Below are 16,669 nucleotides of genomic sequence, written 5' to 3'. Positions count from 1 at the left end.
CGCGACCCCTACGGACGCGACGAACGCGCCCCCGCCGGCTACCCCGACGCCGACCGCGACCCCTACGGCCGCGCCCCCGACGACCGGGCCGACCGGGGTGGCTACCCCGCCGGACGCGACGACCGCACCCCCGGCGCCTACCCCGACGCCGACCGCGGCGGGTACCCGCCGGCCCGGGAGGGCCGCGGGGCGGGTGGCTACGGCGAGGACCTGGACCGCGAGTCCGACACCCACCGCCGCAGCCGGCGTGACGACGGGTACGGCTACGGCCCAGCGGATCCGCTGGGCCTCGACCCGGGCGCCGCGCCCGCGGGCTCGCCCGAGCGGAGCCTGCCGGGCCGCGGCGGGGATCCGCGGCACACCACCGATCCCCGCTACGCCCGCCCCGGGGCCGATCCGCGGCTCGACGACCCACGGCTGAGCGACCCCGACCTCGACGACCCGCGCCACGACACCGGCCGGGGCGGCCGGCGCGATCCGATCGCCGACGACCCGCGCGGTGCCGGCGGGTGGGACCGCGACCGTCCCCCGTCGGGAGCCACCGTCTGGGAGGCCATCGTCGAGGCGGAGCGCGAGTACTACGACAGCGGCGACGACCACCGGGTGCCGTTCCCGACCTTCTACCCGCGCCGCGTCTTCGCGCTCGCCGGCGCGCAGATGCTCGTCGGTCGGCGCAGCGAGTCGCGCGGCATCCACCCGGACATCGACCTGTCCGGCGCGCCGGAGGACCCGGGCATCTCGCGCAGCCACGCGTTGTTCGAGCAGCTCCCCGACGGCGGCTACGCCGTGCGCGACCCCGGCTCGACCAACGGCACGCGGCTCAACGACGAGCCCGATCCGATCGAACCCGGGCAGCCCGTCCCGCTCCGGGACGGCGACCGCGTCTACCTGGGTGCGTGGACGCGCATCACGTTGCGCGCCCGCTGATCGACCGGCGCCGGCCCGTCACCCGGGCCGGCGCCGCACGTCCCGCAGTTCCTGATCCCGCCGCTCGGGCCGGCGCCGCACCTGCGGCAGTTCCGGGTCCCGCCGGCGGGCCCTGGTCGGCCGGACGGTGGCCCCGCGCCTGCGCAGCCACCACCGGTCGAACTCAGGCCAGGTGCCAGCGCTGCCCCTCGGGGGTGTCCTCGACGATGAGGCCGGCCGCCGCGAGCCGCGAGCGGATCGAGTCGGCCTCCGCGAAGTCCCGCCGCGCCCGCGCCGCCGAGCGCAGATCCAGCGCGATCTGCACGACCCCGTCGAGCGCGGGCCGAAGCTCGGCACCGGCGGAGGGCCACTGCTCGTGCGGGTCGAGCCCGAGGACGCCGAGCATCCGGCGGGTGACGTCGACCCAGCCCGCCAGCTTGCGGCTGTGCGCCTTCGACAGCACCTGATTGCCCTGACCGACCGCGCCGAAGATGGCCGCCAGCGCACGACCGACCGCGAGATCGTCGTCCATGGCCGCCGCGAAGTCCGCCCACGCCCGCTGCGGGGTGAGCCCCGCCTCGGGACCCCCCGCCCCGAAGCCCCCCGCCGCGGCGCCCACGGCGTCGCTGGCGGCCCCGCCACGGGCGGTCCGTCGCCGCCCATCCGACACCGCGGACGGGCCGTCGTCGGCCGCCAGGGCCGCCGCCTCACCCGGGCCGCCGAGGATGTCCAGTGCGTTGCGGACGAACGTCTCCACCCGATCGTGCGCGGCGGCCGACTCGCCCAACGCCTCCGGGGTGTACTCCAGCGTCGAGCGGTAGTGCGCCGAGAGCAGGTGATAGCGCAACACCTGCGGGCGGACGGCCTCGAGGGCGTCCGCGACGAGCACCGAGTTCCCGAGCGACTTCGACATCTTCGTGCCGCCGGTGGTCAGCAGCCCGACATGCATCCAGTACCGGGCCATCTCCTCGGCGCCGGCACCGGCGGCGCCGCCCGCCGCGCAGACCGTCTGCGCCCGCTCGTTCTCGTGGTGCGGGAAGACCAGGTCGAGACCGCCACCGTGGATGTCGAAGACCGGGCCGAGGTACTTGCCGGCCATCGCCGAGCACTCCAGGTGCCAGCCGGGACGACCGTCGCCCCAGGGNGAGGACCAGAACGGCTCGCCGGGCCGGGCGGCCTTCCACAGCGCGAAGTCCCGCGGATCGGCCTTGCCGGGCTCCGACTCCGCCGAGGGCAGCATGGAGTCCGGCCGCTGGTGCGACAGGGCCCCGTACCCGGGGAAGGAACCGACCCGAAACCAGACCGAGCCCGCGCCGGCGTAGGCGTGGCCGCCGGCGATCAGCGCGGAGATCAGCGCGATCATCTCCGGGATGTGGCCCGTCGCGCGCGGCTGGATCGTCGGCGGCAGGATGCCGATCGTGCGGTAGGCGTCGTCGAACGCCCGGGTCTGGCGGGTGGCGAGCTCCCAGACCGAGGTGCCGTCCCGGTCCGCGTTGACGATGATCTTGTCGTCGATGTCGGTCACGTTCTGGACGAGCGTCACCTCGTGCTCGGACTGCACCAGCCACCGGCGCAGGAGGTCGAACGGGAGGGCCGTGCGGAGGTGGCCCACGTGCGGCGGCGACTGCACGGTGGGTCCACACACGTAGACGCCCACGTGACCGGGGCGCAGCGGCTCAAATGGCCGCACGCGCCGCCTGCGCGTGTCGTAGAGGTGGAGACCCATCTGTCAAGGGTACGGCTCCAGCCCCGGCGGCGGGTATGCAGCCCGTGTCAGCCGACCGTCAGCACCCGGTCGGNCACGACTCGGATGACGAGCCGAACCTCGCCCGGATCGTCCCAGCGGTAGATGTCGCCGGTGTACTTCAGCGACAGCCGGTCGATCAGCTCCCGGCCGCCCTGCTCCGTGAGCGTGGCGGTGCCGCGCACCTCGACGTACGAGTAGGGGTCGTCCTGATCGAGGAACATCAGCCCGACCCGCGGATCACGCGCGATGTCCCGTTCCTTCGCGCGTCCGCGCGCCGTGGACAGCAGCAGCTCGTCCTCGTCGCGATCCACCCAGAGCACGGTCATCCGCGGCGAGCCGTCGGCCTGGACGGTGGCCAGGACGACGTAGGTCCGCGCGTCCGCGAGGGCCCGCACCGGCTCGGGAAGGCGACCAGCCATCAGACTCCTCGGGGCTCCTCGGGGAGCGGCCAACGACGGCCCAGCCTTTCACCCACCACCGGAACACTACCGAGCGATGACGGATCGGCATACCCTCCCGGGCCCGGCTGAGCTCAGGCGCGCACGACCAGGGCCGTGGCGATCGCCGCGAGTCCCTCGCCCCGCCCGGTCAGGCCGAGCCCGTCGGTGGTCGTCGCCGACAGGCTCACCGAGGCGCCCAGGGCCGCGGACATCGCCGCCTGGGCCTGCTCGCGGCGCGCAGCCATCCGCGGGCGGTTGCCGATGACCTGCACCGACACGTTCCCGATCACCCAGCCGCCGACGGCGAGCAACCGGGCCGTCTCGGCCAGCAGGACCGCGCCGGACGCCCCCGCGTACTCGGGCCGGTCGGTGCCGAACACCTTGCCCAGATCACCGAGACACGATGCAGTGAGCAATGCGTCACAGGTCGCGTGCGCGGCGACGTCCCCGTCGGAGTGGCCGGCGAGGCCCGTCTCCCCCGGCCACTCCAGGCAGGCGACCCAGCAGGGCCGACCGGCCGCGAACGGGTGCACGTCGACGCCGATGCCCACGCGCGGCAGCACCGCGGTCGTCACCGCGCTCGAGGCCGGCGCCGGGCGATCGGTGGGCGCCACGCCGCCGTCCGCCGGCTGGGGCGTGTCCGGGCTCACCCGAGGCTCCGGGCATCCGAGCCGGCACGCACGTCCGCGCCCCCGCGCGGGTCGGTCCCCGCACGGGGGTCACCGGCCGCGCGGGCGTCGCCCGGGGCGCAGCGGGCCAGCAGCGCCTCGGCGAGTACGAGATCGGGCGGTTGGGTCACCTTGAACGCCTCCTGAGCGCCGGGGATGGTCGTCACCGGCACCCCGAGAGCCTCCACCAGACCGGCGTCGTCCGTCGCCGGAATGTCCTGCAGGGCATACGCGGCGGCGAGCACGTCACGCCGGAATCCCTGCGGGGTCTGCACCGCCCGCAGCCGGTCGCGGGGCGGGGTACGGATCACCCTGCCGTCCGGGCCGACCTCCTTGACGGTGTCCGTCAGGCCGAGCACGGGAATCACCGCCGGATGACCGNCCAGCACCGCCGCGGCGACCGCGTCGACGAGCGAGGGCGGCGTCAGCGGCCTGGCCGCGTCATGGACGAGGACGACGGAGATGTCGTCGTCGATCGCGCGCAGGGCCCGGCGGACCGAGTCCACCCGCTCCGCGCCGCCGGCGATCACGCGCACGTCCCGCCCGAGCAGTTGCGCCACGACCTCGACCAGAGTCGGCGGTGCCGCCACGACGATCTGCGTCACCGACTCGGAACGCCGCAGCGCTTCGATCGAGCGCACCAGCATGGGCTTACCGCCCAGGGCTCGCAGCGCCTTCGGGGTGCCCCCGCCCAGCCGCTCACCGCGGCCGGCAGCCGGCACGATCGCCGCGACCCGCGGGCCGGTCGCCCGCGACTGGAGACCTTCGCCCATCACCAGACCTCCCGTGTGCCATCCACCACGAGAGCATGGCCTATCCGGCCGACCGGACGCGAGCCGGCCGACCGGTACGCCGATCGGGCGTGCGCAGCCGGATGGGTGCGTGCGCCGCCATCGGACCGCGCCGGCCGGCGAACCCGGCCCACCGGACGACAGGGCGTCCGGAGGGGCCGACCTCCCGGCCGGAAATCATATTCCGGTACTTTCACGCCGACCGAAGAAACCGGTCGACACCCGATCTGTCACGACCGGNCCGACAAGGCCTGGATCAGCCGGCGAGAACTTCGTCGAGCATCGCCTCGGCCTTGTCCTCGTTGGTGCCCTCCGCGAGCGCGAGCTCGCTGACGAGGATTTGACGCGCCTTGCTCAACATCCGCTTCTCACCCGCGGAAAGACCGCGCTCGCGATCACGGCGCCACAGATCGCGGACGACCTCGGCAACCTTGTTCACGTCACCGGAAGCGAGCTTTTCGAGATTCGCCTTGTAACGCCGGGACCAGTTCGTGGGCTCCTCGGTGTGGGGTGCCCGGAGCACCTCGAACACCCGTTCCAGCCCATCCTGCCCGACGACGTCGCGCACCCCGACCATGCCGACGTTGTCGGCCGGCACCCGGACAGTCAGGTCGCCCTGAGCGACCTTCAGCACGAGATAGAGTCTTTCCTCGCCCTTGATGACGCGGGTTTCTATCGCGTCAATCAGAGCAGCACCATGATGCGGGTAAACAACGGTCTCGCCGACTTGGAACGCCATGTGTCACGTGCCCCTTCCGCCTCTACCAGCGTAACACGCACGCATCGCCGCAGGTCAGACGCGCGCTGCAAGCGCAAGGGCCGCAACGCCAAGCCGAGGGGCCCGGCGGAGCCTTCCGGCCACCGTTCGCGACGGCGACACCGCCCGACCCGGATCCACGCACCCGTCCCACCTCGCCGCACACCGACACCGAACAGCCCTACCAGGTAAAACAGGCGACAGGTCGAGGGGTGTCGGCTGCGCGCCCAAGCGTCAACCGCGAGGCGAACGTAGCGCGGACGGACCTCTCCCGCGCGCCGACACGGCGGCGCCCTGCGGGGTGGCGGCGCGACCCGCCGGCCCGGCCCCGGCACGCGCCGCGGCGTGGTTCACCCGCGGATCGGCCGGGTGCGGGGCGTGACACTGCCCACGTCTCCGACCGGCCCTTCGTGGCCTGTCGGGCCGGTCAGCCCGGCTGCCGGCGCCCGGGCACCGGCCCGGCACGCGCCGCCCACCGGCCCACGCGGGCTGGCCGGGCCCGGCGGCCTGGGCACGTGGCGCCGCCGGGTGGCTAGTGTTAGCCCCGCACGGAGACCTCCGCGGACGGCCCTCGACACCGGGCCGGCGGCGGCGGGTCCTCCGGGCACCGGGGGTGACCCCTGCACGCCGGGTCCGACTACCGGCGCCGGGGCGCGCCGCCGGGTGGCCGTCCAGGCGACGGCCGTCGACCAGCACCGGCGCCGCCCAACGCGCCGGTCTTGTGCAGGAGGAGCCACCGAGCTGTGAGCCGCCGTCCGGGTGCCCGTTTCCCGTCAGTCACCNCCGTCGCCGAGGCGACGCCCGCCGCCGCGGCCCGCGACGACGCCTCTGCGCGCTCCGCGTTCCGGCGGCGGATGACCTCCCGCCGGGTGGGCGTCGCCCTGCTGGCCTCGGTGATCGGTTCGGCCGGCCTGGCGAGCTGCGCCTCCGGCAACGACGCGCTGACGAACCTCGCGCGGACCACGACCAACAGTGTCGCGGGGTCCGTCGGTTCCATCACCCTGCGCAACGTCTACGTCGCCGGGCCCGTGTCCCAGGGCGGTTCCGCGCCGATCGTGTCGGCGTTCTTCAACGGCGGCAGCGAACCGGACACCCTCGTCTCGGTGTCCTCGCCGGAGGCCGGCGGCGGCCAGNCGCCGAAGTCGGCGCAGCTCCCCCCCGGCGGCGGCCAGATCTTCATCGCTGACGCCGACGCGCCCACCCTGCGGGGCGTGCAGCACAACCTGCTGATCGGCTCCCAGCTCCCGATCACCTTCACCTTCGCGAAGGCCGGCAGCGTGACCCTGGACGTGCCGGTGGAGCCGGCCGCTCCCGGCGCCTCCGGCGCCCCGGCGGAGGCCACCACGAGCACGCAGACGCCCGCCGCCGGCTCGGCCTCGCCGAGCGCCGGCGCCTCTCCCTCCACCGGCGCCTCTCCCTCCACCGGCGCCTCTCCCTCCGCCGCCGCCACTCCGGCCGCCCGCAGCGCCACCCCCTCCGCCGGCACAGCCACCCCGACGGCCACCGCGACCGCGGGCTGAGGCCGCCGAGGCCCGGCCCGGCCCGGCCGCGGCGCCGCGAGGAGCGACTCGTGGCAGCCGGCGGTCGGGCAACAGCGCGGCGAGCGCGTAGCCGTGTCGCCCTGGTCCCCCAGCGGCGATCCCAAGGTTCCGCGGAACCGCATCGCCCCCGGACCCCGACCGGCGATCCCAGGGCCCGGGGTATCGGCCCGGGGCATCGACGGCGCCGGCCCGGCAGGGGCTGTGGGCGCCGACTGCGGCTGGTACGGCGTCGTCGGCTCCGGTCCTGGTCACACGACACCTGTGGGCGCCCCCACGCGCGGCTGGCTCCGACATGTCGGACCGGCCGGTTAACGTGGCGCCCATGACATCCACTCGGCCGGCGGCCGGCGGTCGCGCGTCCGGTCGAACGGCGTCGGGCGGGTTCCGGTGCAGCGGCTGCGGGGCGGAGTTCGTCCGCTGGGCCGGGCGCTGCCCGCGCTGCCAGGAGTGGGGGACGCTCGAGGCCCAGGCGCCGGCGCCACGGCGGGCCGCCGGGCTCGGCGGTGCGGGGCGGGCGGTCGCAGCCACGGAGGTCACGGCGCCGGCGCAGCCCGTGGTGTCCGTCGACGTCACGGCGGCCCGCCGCCGGCCCACGGGCATCGACGAGCTGGACCGGGTGCTCGGCGGCGGTCTCGTCCCCGGCGCGGTGATCCTGCTCGCCGGCGAGCCGGGCGTCGGCAAGTCCACCCTGCTGCTCGAGGTGGCCGCCCGCAGCGCGGCCGGCGGGGCCCGGGCCCTCGTCGTCACCGGTGAGGAGTCCGCCGCGCAGGTGCGGCTGCGCGCGGGGCGGACGGGCGCGCTCCACGAGGATCTGTGGATCNCCGCCGAGACCGATCTCGGCGCGGTGCTGCGCCATGTCGAGGAGGTCTCGCCGGCTCTGCTGGTGGTCGACTCGGTGCAGACGATCTCCGCAGCCGGGGTGGAGGGGGNGGCCGGCGGCGTCACCCAGGTGCGCGAGGTCACCGCCGCGCTGATCCGCACGGCGAAGGCACTCGGCCTCGCGACGGTGCTTGTCGGCCATGTGACAAAGGACGGGCTGGTGGCCGGGCCCCGCCTGTTGGAACATCTGGTAGACGTGGTTCTGCATTTCGAGGGTGAGCGGCACTCCGCGCTTCGCCTCGTGCGGGCGGGCAAGAACCGGTACGGACCCGCCGACGAGGTTGGCTGTTTCGAGATGGACGATGCCGGCATCCACGGGATCGCCGATCCCAGCGGGCTGTTCCTGTCCCGTTCGGGGGCGGGCGGTCTTGAGGCGGTGCCGGGGACCTGCGTCACCGTGACGGTGGAGGGCCGCCGGCCGCTCGTCGCGGAGGTGCAGGCCCTCGTCGCCGAGACGTCCGCCCAGGTGCCACGACGGGCGGTGTCCGGGCTGGACCCGGCCCGGGTGGCGATGATCCTCGCCGTGGTCGAGCGCCGGGCGAAGGTCCGGTTCGGCAAGGCCGACGTCTACGCCGCGACCGTCGGCGGGGTGCGCCTCGCCGAACCCGCGGCGGATCTGGCGACGGCGCTCGCGGTCGTGAGCGCGGCGCGGGACCGGCCGCTGCCGGCCGATCTCGTCGCGGTCGGGGAGGTGGGGTTGGCCGGGGAGGTGCGGGCCGTGGGTGCGGTCCGCCAGCGGCTGGCCGCGGCGGCCCGGCTGGGATTCCGCCGGGCGCTCGTGCCCGCGGGTGCCGGGCCCGGCCCCGAGGGCATGAAAGTCACCGAGGTGCCGGATCTGATCGGGGCCATAACCCGAATGCATGAAGCGTAACAAGAAATATGTCTGATTTGAGTAATTTCGTTACCCCATGAAGAGCTGGACCGCACCTACTCCGGTCGCCCCGATAGCATCGCGGCAGAGGTGGCAGACAGCGGGGAGCCGAGGAGCTGAGGGAGNCTGATGGCGGGACCACCCGGAGACGACATCTTCCGGGCGACACTGGCCGCGGTCGCCCCTGGAACTCCATTTCGCGACGGCCTGGAACGCATCCTTCGCGGGCATACCGGGGCGCTGATTGTGCTCGGCCACGACAAGGTCGTCGAGGGTTTGTGCACCGGCGNCTTCGAGCTCGACGTCGAGTTCTCGGCCACCCGGCTGCGGGAGCTGGCCAAGATGGACGGCGCGATCGTGCNGTCCTCGGACCTGCAGCGGATCGTGCGCGCCGCCGTGCATCTCGTGCCGGACCCGACCGTGCCCACCGAGGAGTCCGGCACCCGGCACCGCACCGCCGAGCGAGTCGCCAAGCAGACCGAGTACCCCGTGATCTCGGTCAGCCAGTCGATGCACATCATCGCGCTCTACGTCGCCGGGCGGCGCTACGTGCTCGACGGCTCGGCCGCGATCCTGTCCCGGGCGAACCAGGCGCTGGCCACCCTGGAGCGCTACAAGCTCCGCCTCGACGAGGTCGCGGGCACCCTGTCCGCGCTGGAGATCGAGGATCTCGTCACGGTCCGGGACGCGATCTCGGTGAGCCAGCGGCTGGAGATGGTGCGCCGCATCGCCGACGAGATCGAGGGCTATGTCGTCGAGCTCGGCACCGACGGGCGGCTGCTGTCGCTGCAGCTCGAGGAGCTGATGGCCGGCGTCGAGACGGAGCGCGAACTCACCGTGCGCGACTACCTGCCCGCCGGCTCGAAGGCCGGGTCGGCCGCGCAGGTCCTCAGCGAGCTGTCCGCGATGTCGCCGACCGACCTGCTCGACCTCACCGTGCTCGCCCGGGTGATCGGCTTCTCCGGCGGAGCGGACATCCTGGATCGGCAGATCAGCCCGCGCGGCTACCGCATGCTGGCGAAGGTGCCCAGGCTGCCGCGGATGGTGGTCGACCGGCTCGTCGACCACTTCGGCACGCTNCAGAAACTGCTCGCAGCCGGAGTCGACGACCTGCAGGCGGTCGACGGCGTCGGCGAGACCAGGGCTCGCGCCGTGCGCGAGGGCCTGTCGCGGCTGGCCGAGTCGAGCATCCTGGAACGTTACGTCTGACCTCCGTCCCGGCAGGCCCCGTGCCGCCGACCCCCGTCCCACGGCCACCACCCGNCGGCCTGGCACGATGGCGGGGATGACCAGCGCACCGCGGACCGCGCCCGCCCTCCCAGCCCTGGCCGCAACGTCGATCCCGGCCACGGCGTCGATCCCGGCCACGGCGTCGATCCCGGCCACGGCGTCGGCCGAGTCCGAGACGCTCGCCGGGCTGGTGCTCGACTGGTTCGCCGCGGCGGCCCGGGATCTGCCCTGGCGGCGTCCCGGCACGACGCCGTGGGCGGTCCTGGTCAGCGAGGTCATGCTGCAGCAGACCCCGGTCACCCGCGTGCTGCCGGTCTGGCAGGCCTGGCTGGACCGGTGGCCGACCCCGGCCGCGTTGGCCGCGCAGCCCGCCGGCGAGGCCGTGCGGGCGTGGGGCCGGCTGGGCTACCCCCGCCGAGCGTTGCGGCTGCACCAGGCCGCGACGGCCGTCGTCGAACGGCACGGTGGCGAGATCCCGGCGGACCTCGACGCGCTGCTGGCCCTGCCCGGGATCGGGACCTACACAGCCCGGGCGGTCGCCGCGTTCGCCTTCCGCCAGCNCCACCCGGTCGTCGACGTGAACGTGCGCCGTCTGTTCGCCCGCGCCGTGGAGGGCCGGGCGGACCATCCGGCCACCGTCGGCCGCCGCGACCTGGCCGCCGTCGCCGAGCTGCTGCCGGCCGAGCCCGAGACCGCGGCCATGACCAGCGCCGCGCTGATGGAGCTCGGGGCACTGGTCTGCGTGGCCCGCACCCCCCGCTGCGCCGCCTGCCCGCTGCTGCATCGCTGCGCCTGGGTGGAGGCGGGCAGCCCGGCCGCGACCGGTCCGGCCCGCCGGCCGCAGGGCTACGCCGGCACGGACCGCCAGGTCCGCGGGCGGCTGCTGGCCGTCCTGCGCGACGCCGAGCAGGCGGTCGACCAGGATCTCCTCGACCAGGTCTGGGACGACCCGGTCCAGCGGGACCGGGCGCTGGCCGGGCTGATCGACGACGGCCTGGTCGTCCGCGTCGCCCCCGGCGTCTACGCCCTGCCGAGCTGACCCGACAGGCGCGAGGCCGACCCGACCAGGTGAGCCGCGGCCAGAAGGTGAGCCGCGGTCAGAAGGTGAGCCGCGGTCAGAAGGTGAGCCGCGGTCAGAAGGTGAGCTTTGGTCCGGCGGTGGGGTCGGGCGCGGCGCGGAACCGGTAGCCGACCCCCCGGATGCTTTCGATGATCGTCGGTTCGCCGGCCCCCTCGCCGAGGCGGCGGCGCAGCCGGCGCACGTGCACGGCGAGGGTGTTGGTCTCGGTGTGCGCCGAGCCCCAGACCTCCCGCAGCAGGGTCTCCCGCGGAACGACTCGGCCGGCCTGCTCCAGCAGCAGCGCGAGCAGCCGGAACTCCCGGGGCGGGACCGACACGACCGCGCCGTCGAGGCGGACCTCGTGGGCCGCCCGGTCCAACAGCACCGGGCCGCCGCGCAGGACGTCGTCCCCCGCCGACCGGGGATGCTGCGGGCCGGGGCGCCCCGTCCCGATCACGCCGACCATCGCCAGCACCTCGGGCACCCGGTACGGCTTGCCCACGCAGGCGCTCGCGCCCGCGTCCAGGCCGGCCGCCGCGGCCGGCCGGTCGTCGGGACCGACCGCGAGCAGGATCGGCACGTCGTCGTGCCCGGGCACGCTGCGGACCGTCCGCACGACGGTGACCCCGTCGACGACCGGCAGCCGGGCGCTGATGAGCAGGGCCGCGGGCTGCTGGAGGCCGATCTCCAGTAGGGCCTGCGCGCCGTNGGCCACCACGCTCACCTCGACCCCGCCGCCGACGATGGCGTCCAGCATGCCGTCGTCGACCTCGGAGTCCGCGATCAGCAGCGAGGGCCGGCCGGCCGACCTGACCTGCACCGCCGCCCCGTGCCGTTCGACCGCCGGGCCCCCGTCCGCACCCCCCGGCCCCGCGGACCCACGCCGTACCGGGAGCATCCGCGCGTCCTGTCCGTTGGCCTCCGCCGGCGTCAGCCGAACCGTCCGGAGACGTAGTCCTCGGTCCGCTTCTCCGTCGGGTTGCTGAAAATCTTCGAGGTCTTGTCGAACTCGACGAGGCGGCCGGGGTCTCCGGTCTTCTCCAGGGAGAAGAACGCGGTGGCGTCACTCACCCGCGACGCCTGCTGCATGTTGTGGGTGACGATGACGATCGTGAAGCTCGACTTCAGCTTCGTGATCAGGTCCTCGATGGCCAGGGTGGAGATCGGGTCGAGCGCGGAGCAGGGCTCGTCCATGAGCAGCACCTGGGGTTCGACGGCGATCGCCCGCGCGATGCACAGCCGCTGCTGCTGGCCGCCGGACAGGCCGGCGCCGGGCCGGCCGAGNCGGTCCTTGACCTCCTCCCACAGGTTCGCCCCGCGCAGCGACTCCTCGACCCGCTCGTCGAGCAGCGCCTTCTTGCGCACGCCGTTGAGCTTCAGCCCGGCGATCACGTTCTCGTAGATGGACATCGTGGGGAACGGGTTCGGCCGCTGGAAGACCATCCCCACGGTGCGGCGGACGTTCACCGGGTCCGTGCCGGCCCCGTAGAGGTCCTCGCCGTCGAGCAGCACCTTGCCCTCGACGCGAGNGCCGGGAAGCACCTCGTGCATCCGGTTGAGGGTGCGCAGCACCGTCGACTTTCCGCACCCGGACGGCCCGATGAATGCGGTGACGTTCTTAGGCTCGATGGTCAGGTTCACGTCGGCTACGGCCTTGAACTTGCCGTAGTACGCCGTCAGCCCGGTTACGTCGATGNGGGTGGCCATGGCAACCTCGACTCACGATCTGTCTGGACGCTGTTCGATGCTGGGACGGGGANGAACGCGGGTGGTGNGGGAACGGTCATCTCAACCGGTTGCGTCCGGCGAACAGCCGGGCGATGAGGTTCAGCACCATGATGATGATGATCAGCACCAGGGCGGCCGCCCACGCCCGGTCGACCGCGAACTGCTGCGGCTGACCGGCCTGGGAGTAGATGTACAGCGGCAGGGACGACTGCTCACCCGAGAACGGGTTGGAGTTGATGAGGTTCGTCCCGAAGACGGTAAGCAGCACCGGGGCGGTCTCGCCCGCCACCCGCGCCACCGCGAGCATGACGCCGGTCACGATCCCGGGCAGCGCGGTGGGCANGACCACCCGCAGGATGGTCCGCCACTGGGGCACGCCGAGCGCGTACCCGGCCTCGCGCAGCTCGTTGGGAACCAGCTTGAGCATCTCCTCGGCGGAGCGCACGACCGTCGGGATCATCAGCACGNCGAGCGCGAGCGCACCCGCGAACCCGGAGAAGCCCTGGTCGAGGGCGAGCACCCAGAAGGCCAGGATGAACAGACCCGCGATGATCGACGGCAGGCCGGTGAGCACGTCGACGAAGAAGCTGATCNCCCGGCTGACCCGACCGCGGCCGTACTCCACCAGGTAGATCGCCACCAGCAGGCCGAACGGCACCGCCAGCACGCTGGCCAGCAGGACCTGCTCCACCGTGCCGATGATGGNGTGGTAGATGCCGCCGCCCACGTCCCGGGCGCCGATGCCGTTCATCGAGTGGGTGAAGAAGGCGCCGTCGAGCCGGCCAGCCCCCTTGCTGATCACGCTGGCCAGCACGGCGACCAGCGGAATCACGGCGAGCAGGNAGGCACCGTAGACGAGCGTCGTCGCGAACCGGTCCCGCGCCCGCCGCCCGCCCTCGACGGCGGTCGAGACGGCGGTCATCNCGATCACGAAGAACAGCGCGGACATCAACACGATCTGGATCTCGCTGTCGACCGGCGTGAGCAGGTAGATCAGCAGGGACACGACCACTGCGCCGGCGGCGACGGCGAGTGGCACCCAGCGCGGCAGGATCTGCCCGCGCAGGCCCAGGTGGTCCGCGCCGCCGTCGACGGCGGGTCCGGACACGGTCGCGGCGGTCATGCGGCGCTCCCGGAGAACTCGCGGCGGCGCGCGACGATGGCCCGCGCGATGATGTTCACGATCATGGTGACGATGAACAGCACCAGGCCGGAGGCGATCAGCGCGCCGCGACCGATGTCGTTGGCCTCGCCCCAGCCGTTCGCCACGTTCGCGGCGATCGTGTTGCCGGCGGGCGAGAGCAGGTGCGCGGAGATGTTGAACGAGGCGGGCAGGACCAGCGCGACCGCGATCGTCTCGCCCATCGCCCGGCCGAGGCCGAGCATCGAGGCGCTGATCACCCCGGGCTTGCCGTAGGGCAGCACCGCGACCCTGATCATCTCCCATCGGGTCGCGCCGAGGGCCAGGGCCGCCTCGCGGTGCGCGATCGGCACCTGGAGGAAGACCTCACGGGACAGGGCCGCGACGATCGGCAGGATCATGATCGCCAGGACGACCGAGGCCACGAAGAGNGAACGCCCCACCGACTCGGCATCGAAGATCGGAATCCAGCCGAAGTAGTCGTTCAGCCAGAGCTGGATGCCCTTCATGTGCGGCGCGAGGACGATCAGGCCCCACAGGCCGTAGACGACGCTCGGCACGGCGGCGAGCAGGTCGACGATGTAGCCGAGGACGGACGAGAGCTGCCGGGGCGCGTACACGGTGATGAACAGCGCGATCCCGACCGCGACCGGCACTGCGATGATCATCGCGACCGCCGCCGAGACGACCGTGCCGTACAGGGTCGCGGCCACCCCGAACTTCGGTGGGGTGGCGTTGGGGAACCACTCCTCGGTGGTGAGGAAGTTCCCGGTGTTGGCGTTGAGAGCGTGGGTGGCCCGCAGCACCAGGAAGACGGCGATCACGGCGATCAGCGCCAGCAGGCCGAGGCCGGCCGTGCGGGTGAGGTTCTTGAAGATCAGGTCGGCCGTTCCGACCCGGGGCTTGTCCGCGGATACGACCGCGGGCCCGCCGGCCGGCGGTGGGTCCTCCGGCGGGACCGTCGCCGTGGCGGCCCCCCGCGGCTCGGCGGCGTCCGCCGAGCTGTCCGGCTCCGTCGTCATGCGTCCTCTCCTTGGTGCCCGAACGGGGCTTGACGATCAAGGTCCCGGACGCGACACGCGCGGCGGGNCGTGAGTGCCGCGGCCGCCGTACATCGACGAATCCGCGGTGGGTCGTTCCCCACCGCGGGCACCGGCCGGGCCGGTCGGGTCGTGCTGGCCGCCCCGGCCGGGTCCGGACCGTGTGTCAGATGGTCCGGGCCCGGCTCGGGGCGGCCGTGGTGGCAGCTGCGGGTCAGGCCAGCTTGGCCACGACCGCGCGGACCTTCGTCGCGACCGCGTCCGGCAGCGGCGCGTAGCCGAGGTCGCCGATCGAGGACTGAGCGGCGTCCGAGGCGGTGTAGGTCAGGAAGGACTTGACCAGCGCGGCCTGGTCGGCCGAGAGACCCTTGGTGCAGGCGATCTCGTAGGTGACCAGGTAGACCGGGTAGGCGCCCTTCGTCGCGGTGGTGTAGTCGAAGGTCAGCTTCAGGTCGTCGCCGTCGGCGACCTTGGCGGTGCTCAGGCCCAGGGAGGNACCGTCCGTGCTCGGCTCGATGTACTCGCCGGCGGCGTTCTTGACCTTGACGGTCGACAGCCCGGCGTTCTCCGCATAGGACAGCTCGGCGTAGCCGATGGAGTTCTCGGTGGACTTCACGGTCGAGGTGACGCCGTCACTGCCCTTGGCGCCCTGACCGCCGGGGGCCTTCCAGTCCGAGCCGGAGTCGAACGTCCAGTCGGCGCCGCCCGCGCCCTTGAGGAACTTGGTGAAGTTGTCCGTCGTGCCGGAGCCGTCGGAGCGGNGCACCGAGGCGATGGTGGCGTCCGGCAGCGAAGCGGCGCTGTTCTCGGCCTTGATGGCCGGGTCGTTCCACTTGGTGATCTTACCAGCGAAGATCTTCGCCAGGGTCTGGGCAGACAGCTGCAGGCCGTTGACGCCGGACACGTGGTACATCAGCGCCACCGGGCCGACGGCCATCGGCAGGTCGACCGCGGCACCGCCGGTGCAGCGCGCGTCCGCGTCGGTCTTCTGCTGGTCCTTCAGCGCGGAGTCCGAGCCGGCGAAGGCCACCTGCTTGCTGATGAACTGCTGGCGACCGGTCGAGGAACCCGTCGACTGGTAGTTGATCGTCGCGCCGGAGCAGGCGTTCTGGTACGCCTTGACCCACTCGTCGATCGCGTTCTTCTGCGCGGACGAGCCGGAGCCCGTTATCGACCCCTTGGCACAGGAGATCGCGGCCGCCGAAGTGGACGGCGCCGTACCCGTGCCGCCGGAGTCGTTGTTGTCGTCAGTTCCGCACGCCGCCACGGTGAGTAGTGCCACCATCGCGGCCCCGACGGCGGCCTGACGCTTGCCTCGGATCACAAGCAACCCTTCGTCCCCGCGCCGTTCGTGGCGCGCAATGTCGTCCGCCCCCCNGACTGGGGTGCCGGCGAGAATCGAAGCGATCCGGAGTGAACGAAAGATGAACAAGCGCATACGCCAACCCGTCACCAACCGGAACACATCCATGTCGGACGATTTATGGCTTGTTGGCCGGGCCGGCTGCCACCACTCCGGAACAACGCGTACGGAACTCTGAGCGCACCGTCACCGGCGGCCGCGGCGGCCGGCGCCGAACCATGCCGGAGGGGGCGCCGCCACGGGGCGCAGCGGGGGCACCGCGGGCACCACCCACCGCCTCTACGCCCACGAACGAAGGGACAACCAGCGGACAAGTCGATGACAAGTCGGCGTGGACGCCGGGACGGCCGGCGGCCCGAGCTGGAGGATGGCCCGGCCGACGGGGCGCTGCCGCACCGGCCGATCCGAGGCCCCGATGCCGGCCTATCGGCGTCATGNGACGACATCGAGCCGCTCGGGAATCTTGCGCCGCTGATACCGAATGTTCACTCGCGCGCGTCATGCCCG

Annotated in this window: 8 protein-coding genes and 25 pseudogenes; 10 read left to right on the top strand and 23 right to left on the bottom strand. The window is 73.3% G+C overall.

The features are described 5' to 3' along the window. On the top strand, positions 1-927 hold a 927-nt coding region (locus UK94_RS51670), incomplete at its 5' end, for an FHA domain-containing protein (protein WP_157734242.1). Positions 928-1,090: 163 nt separating this feature from the next. Here the strand turns inward: UK94_RS51670 and UK94_RS51665 are convergent. The 7 genes and pseudogenes from UK94_RS51665 to UK94_RS14040 all read right to left on the bottom strand — a co-directional run. Further along, a pseudogene (locus UK94_RS51665) lies at positions 1,091-2,050 on the bottom strand (DALR domain-containing protein); the annotation flags it as partial. Position 2,051: 1 nt separating this feature from the next. Then, the coding region (locus UK94_RS51660; protein ID WP_235487853.1) for a class I tRNA ligase family protein at positions 2,052-2,632 on the bottom strand (581 nt) is incomplete at its 3' end. Positions 2,633-2,706: 74 nt separating this feature from the next. Further along, on the bottom strand, positions 2,707-3,072 hold a 366-nt coding region (locus UK94_RS14055), incomplete at its 3' end, for a PPOX class F420-dependent oxidoreductase (protein WP_235487850.1). A 113-nt stretch (positions 3,073-3,185) separates the two neighbouring features. Beyond that, positions 3,186-3,668: a 2-C-methyl-D-erythritol 2,4-cyclodiphosphate synthase gene (gene ispF / locus UK94_RS14050; RefSeq protein ID WP_011607564.1), complete on the bottom strand. Its 483-nt coding sequence runs from the start codon at positions 3,666-3,668 to the stop codon at positions 3,186-3,188. 71 nt (positions 3,669-3,739) lie between these two features. Continuing rightward, positions 3,740-4,142 (bottom strand): annotated as a pseudogene (locus tag UK94_RS51655) (2-C-methyl-D-erythritol 4-phosphate cytidylyltransferase); the annotation flags it as partial. A gap of 1 nt (position 4,143) precedes the next feature. Then, a partial coding sequence (locus UK94_RS51650) for a 2-C-methyl-D-erythritol 4-phosphate cytidylyltransferase (RefSeq protein ID WP_235487849.1) occupies positions 4,144-4,534 on the bottom strand: 391 nt, incomplete at its 3' end. 274 nt (positions 4,535-4,808) lie between these two features. Then, a complete protein-coding gene (locus tag UK94_RS14040) occupies positions 4,809-5,291 on the bottom strand; it encodes a CarD family transcriptional regulator (protein ID WP_009741775.1) in 483 nt (160 codons plus the stop codon). A 1,851-nt stretch (positions 5,292-7,142) separates the two neighbouring features. Here UK94_RS14040 and UK94_RS51645 point away from each other — a divergent pair. The 9 genes and pseudogenes from UK94_RS51645 to UK94_RS51610 form a co-directional block, all read left to right on the top strand. Beyond that, a pseudogene (locus UK94_RS51645) lies at positions 7,143-7,670 on the top strand (ATPase domain-containing protein); the annotation flags it as partial. A 1-nt stretch (position 7,671) separates the two neighbouring features. Beyond that, positions 7,672-7,779, top strand: a pseudogene (locus UK94_RS51640) (hypothetical protein); the annotation flags it as partial. Between the two features lies 1 nt (position 7,780). Beyond that, positions 7,781-8,600 (top strand): S16 family serine protease (locus UK94_RS51635; protein WP_313949504.1); only part of this gene is annotated, 820 nt, incomplete at its 5' end. Between the two features lie 129 nt (positions 8,601-8,729). Further along, positions 8,730-8,889 (top strand): annotated as a pseudogene (locus UK94_RS51630) (DNA integrity scanning protein DisA); the annotation flags it as partial. 1 nt (position 8,890) lies between these two features. Then, a pseudogene (locus tag UK94_RS51625) lies at positions 8,891-8,961 on the top strand (hypothetical protein); the annotation flags it as partial. Between the two features lies 1 nt (position 8,962). Next, a pseudogene (gene disA, locus UK94_RS14025) lies at positions 8,963-9,679 on the top strand (DNA integrity scanning diadenylate cyclase DisA); the annotation flags it as partial. 1 nt (position 9,680) lies between these two features. Continuing rightward, positions 9,681-9,809: pseudogene (locus UK94_RS51620) on the top strand (DNA integrity scanning protein DisA); the annotation flags it as partial. 67 nt (positions 9,810-9,876) lie between these two features. After that, positions 9,877-10,390: pseudogene (locus tag UK94_RS51615) on the top strand (A/G-specific adenine glycosylase); the annotation flags it as partial. A 1-nt stretch (position 10,391) separates the two neighbouring features. Beyond that, positions 10,392-10,869, top strand: a pseudogene (locus tag UK94_RS51610) (A/G-specific adenine glycosylase); the annotation flags it as partial. A gap of 94 nt (positions 10,870-10,963) precedes the next feature. Here UK94_RS51610 and UK94_RS14015 read toward each other — a convergent pair. From UK94_RS14015 to UK94_RS51535, 16 genes and pseudogenes are all read right to left on the bottom strand, one after another. Then, positions 10,964-11,598 (bottom strand): annotated as a pseudogene (locus UK94_RS14015) (response regulator transcription factor); the annotation flags it as partial. A gap of 1 nt (position 11,599) precedes the next feature. Next, a pseudogene (locus UK94_RS51605) lies at positions 11,600-11,788 on the bottom strand (DNA-binding response regulator); the annotation flags it as partial. Positions 11,789-11,820: 32 nt separating this feature from the next. Beyond that, a pseudogene (locus UK94_RS51600) lies at positions 11,821-12,174 on the bottom strand (ATP-binding cassette domain-containing protein); the annotation flags it as partial. Position 12,175: 1 nt separating this feature from the next. Beyond that, positions 12,176-12,419: pseudogene (gene pstB / locus UK94_RS51595) on the bottom strand (phosphate ABC transporter ATP-binding protein); the annotation flags it as partial. A 1-nt stretch (position 12,420) separates the two neighbouring features. Continuing rightward, a pseudogene (locus UK94_RS51590) lies at positions 12,421-12,586 on the bottom strand (ATP-binding cassette domain-containing protein); the annotation flags it as partial. An 87-nt stretch (positions 12,587-12,673) separates the two neighbouring features. Further along, positions 12,674-12,960 (bottom strand): annotated as a pseudogene (locus UK94_RS51585) (ABC transporter permease subunit); the annotation flags it as partial. Between the two features lies 1 nt (position 12,961). Beyond that, positions 12,962-13,085: pseudogene (locus tag UK94_RS51580) on the bottom strand (ABC transporter permease subunit); the annotation flags it as partial. Between the two features lies 1 nt (position 13,086). Beyond that, positions 13,087-13,211: pseudogene (locus UK94_RS51575) on the bottom strand (phosphate ABC transporter, permease protein PstA); the annotation flags it as partial. A gap of 1 nt (position 13,212) precedes the next feature. After that, a pseudogene (locus tag UK94_RS51570) lies at positions 13,213-13,323 on the bottom strand (phosphate ABC transporter, permease protein PstA); the annotation flags it as partial. 1 nt (position 13,324) lies between these two features. Beyond that, positions 13,325-13,460: pseudogene (locus UK94_RS51565) on the bottom strand (phosphate ABC transporter, permease protein PstA); the annotation flags it as partial. A gap of 1 nt (position 13,461) precedes the next feature. Then, a pseudogene (locus UK94_RS73755) lies at positions 13,462-13,541 on the bottom strand (hypothetical protein); the annotation flags it as partial. Between the two features lie 196 nt (positions 13,542-13,737). Then, positions 13,738-14,190: pseudogene (locus tag UK94_RS51555) on the bottom strand (ABC transporter permease subunit); the annotation flags it as partial. A gap of 1 nt (position 14,191) precedes the next feature. Then, a pseudogene (locus tag UK94_RS51550) lies at positions 14,192-14,781 on the bottom strand (phosphate ABC transporter permease subunit PstC); the annotation flags it as partial. A 232-nt stretch (positions 14,782-15,013) separates the two neighbouring features. Then, positions 15,014-15,294, bottom strand: a pseudogene (locus UK94_RS51545) (phosphate ABC transporter substrate-binding protein PstS); the annotation flags it as partial. Between the two features lies 1 nt (position 15,295). Then, positions 15,296-15,560: pseudogene (locus UK94_RS51540) on the bottom strand (substrate-binding domain-containing protein); the annotation flags it as partial. A 1-nt stretch (position 15,561) separates the two neighbouring features. Beyond that, on the bottom strand, positions 15,562-16,084 hold a 523-nt coding region (locus UK94_RS51535), incomplete at its 3' end, for an extracellular solute-binding protein (RefSeq protein WP_235487884.1). Positions 16,085-16,669: the final 585 nt, after the last annotated feature.

The organism is Frankia sp. AvcI1, assembly GCF_001420875.1.
Classification (GTDB): domain Bacteria; phylum Actinomycetota; class Actinomycetes; order Frankiales; family Frankiaceae; genus Frankia; species Frankia alni.
Note: the sequence above shows the minus strand (reverse complement) of the source record. Positions and strands in the feature narration are given on the sequence as shown.

Excerpts from the sequence above, each read along its gene's own strand:
- UK94_RS14040 (WP_009741775.1), bottom strand. The coding sequence starts at position 5,291 with ATGGCGTTCCAAGTCGGCGAGACCGTTGTTTACCCGCATCATGGTGCT.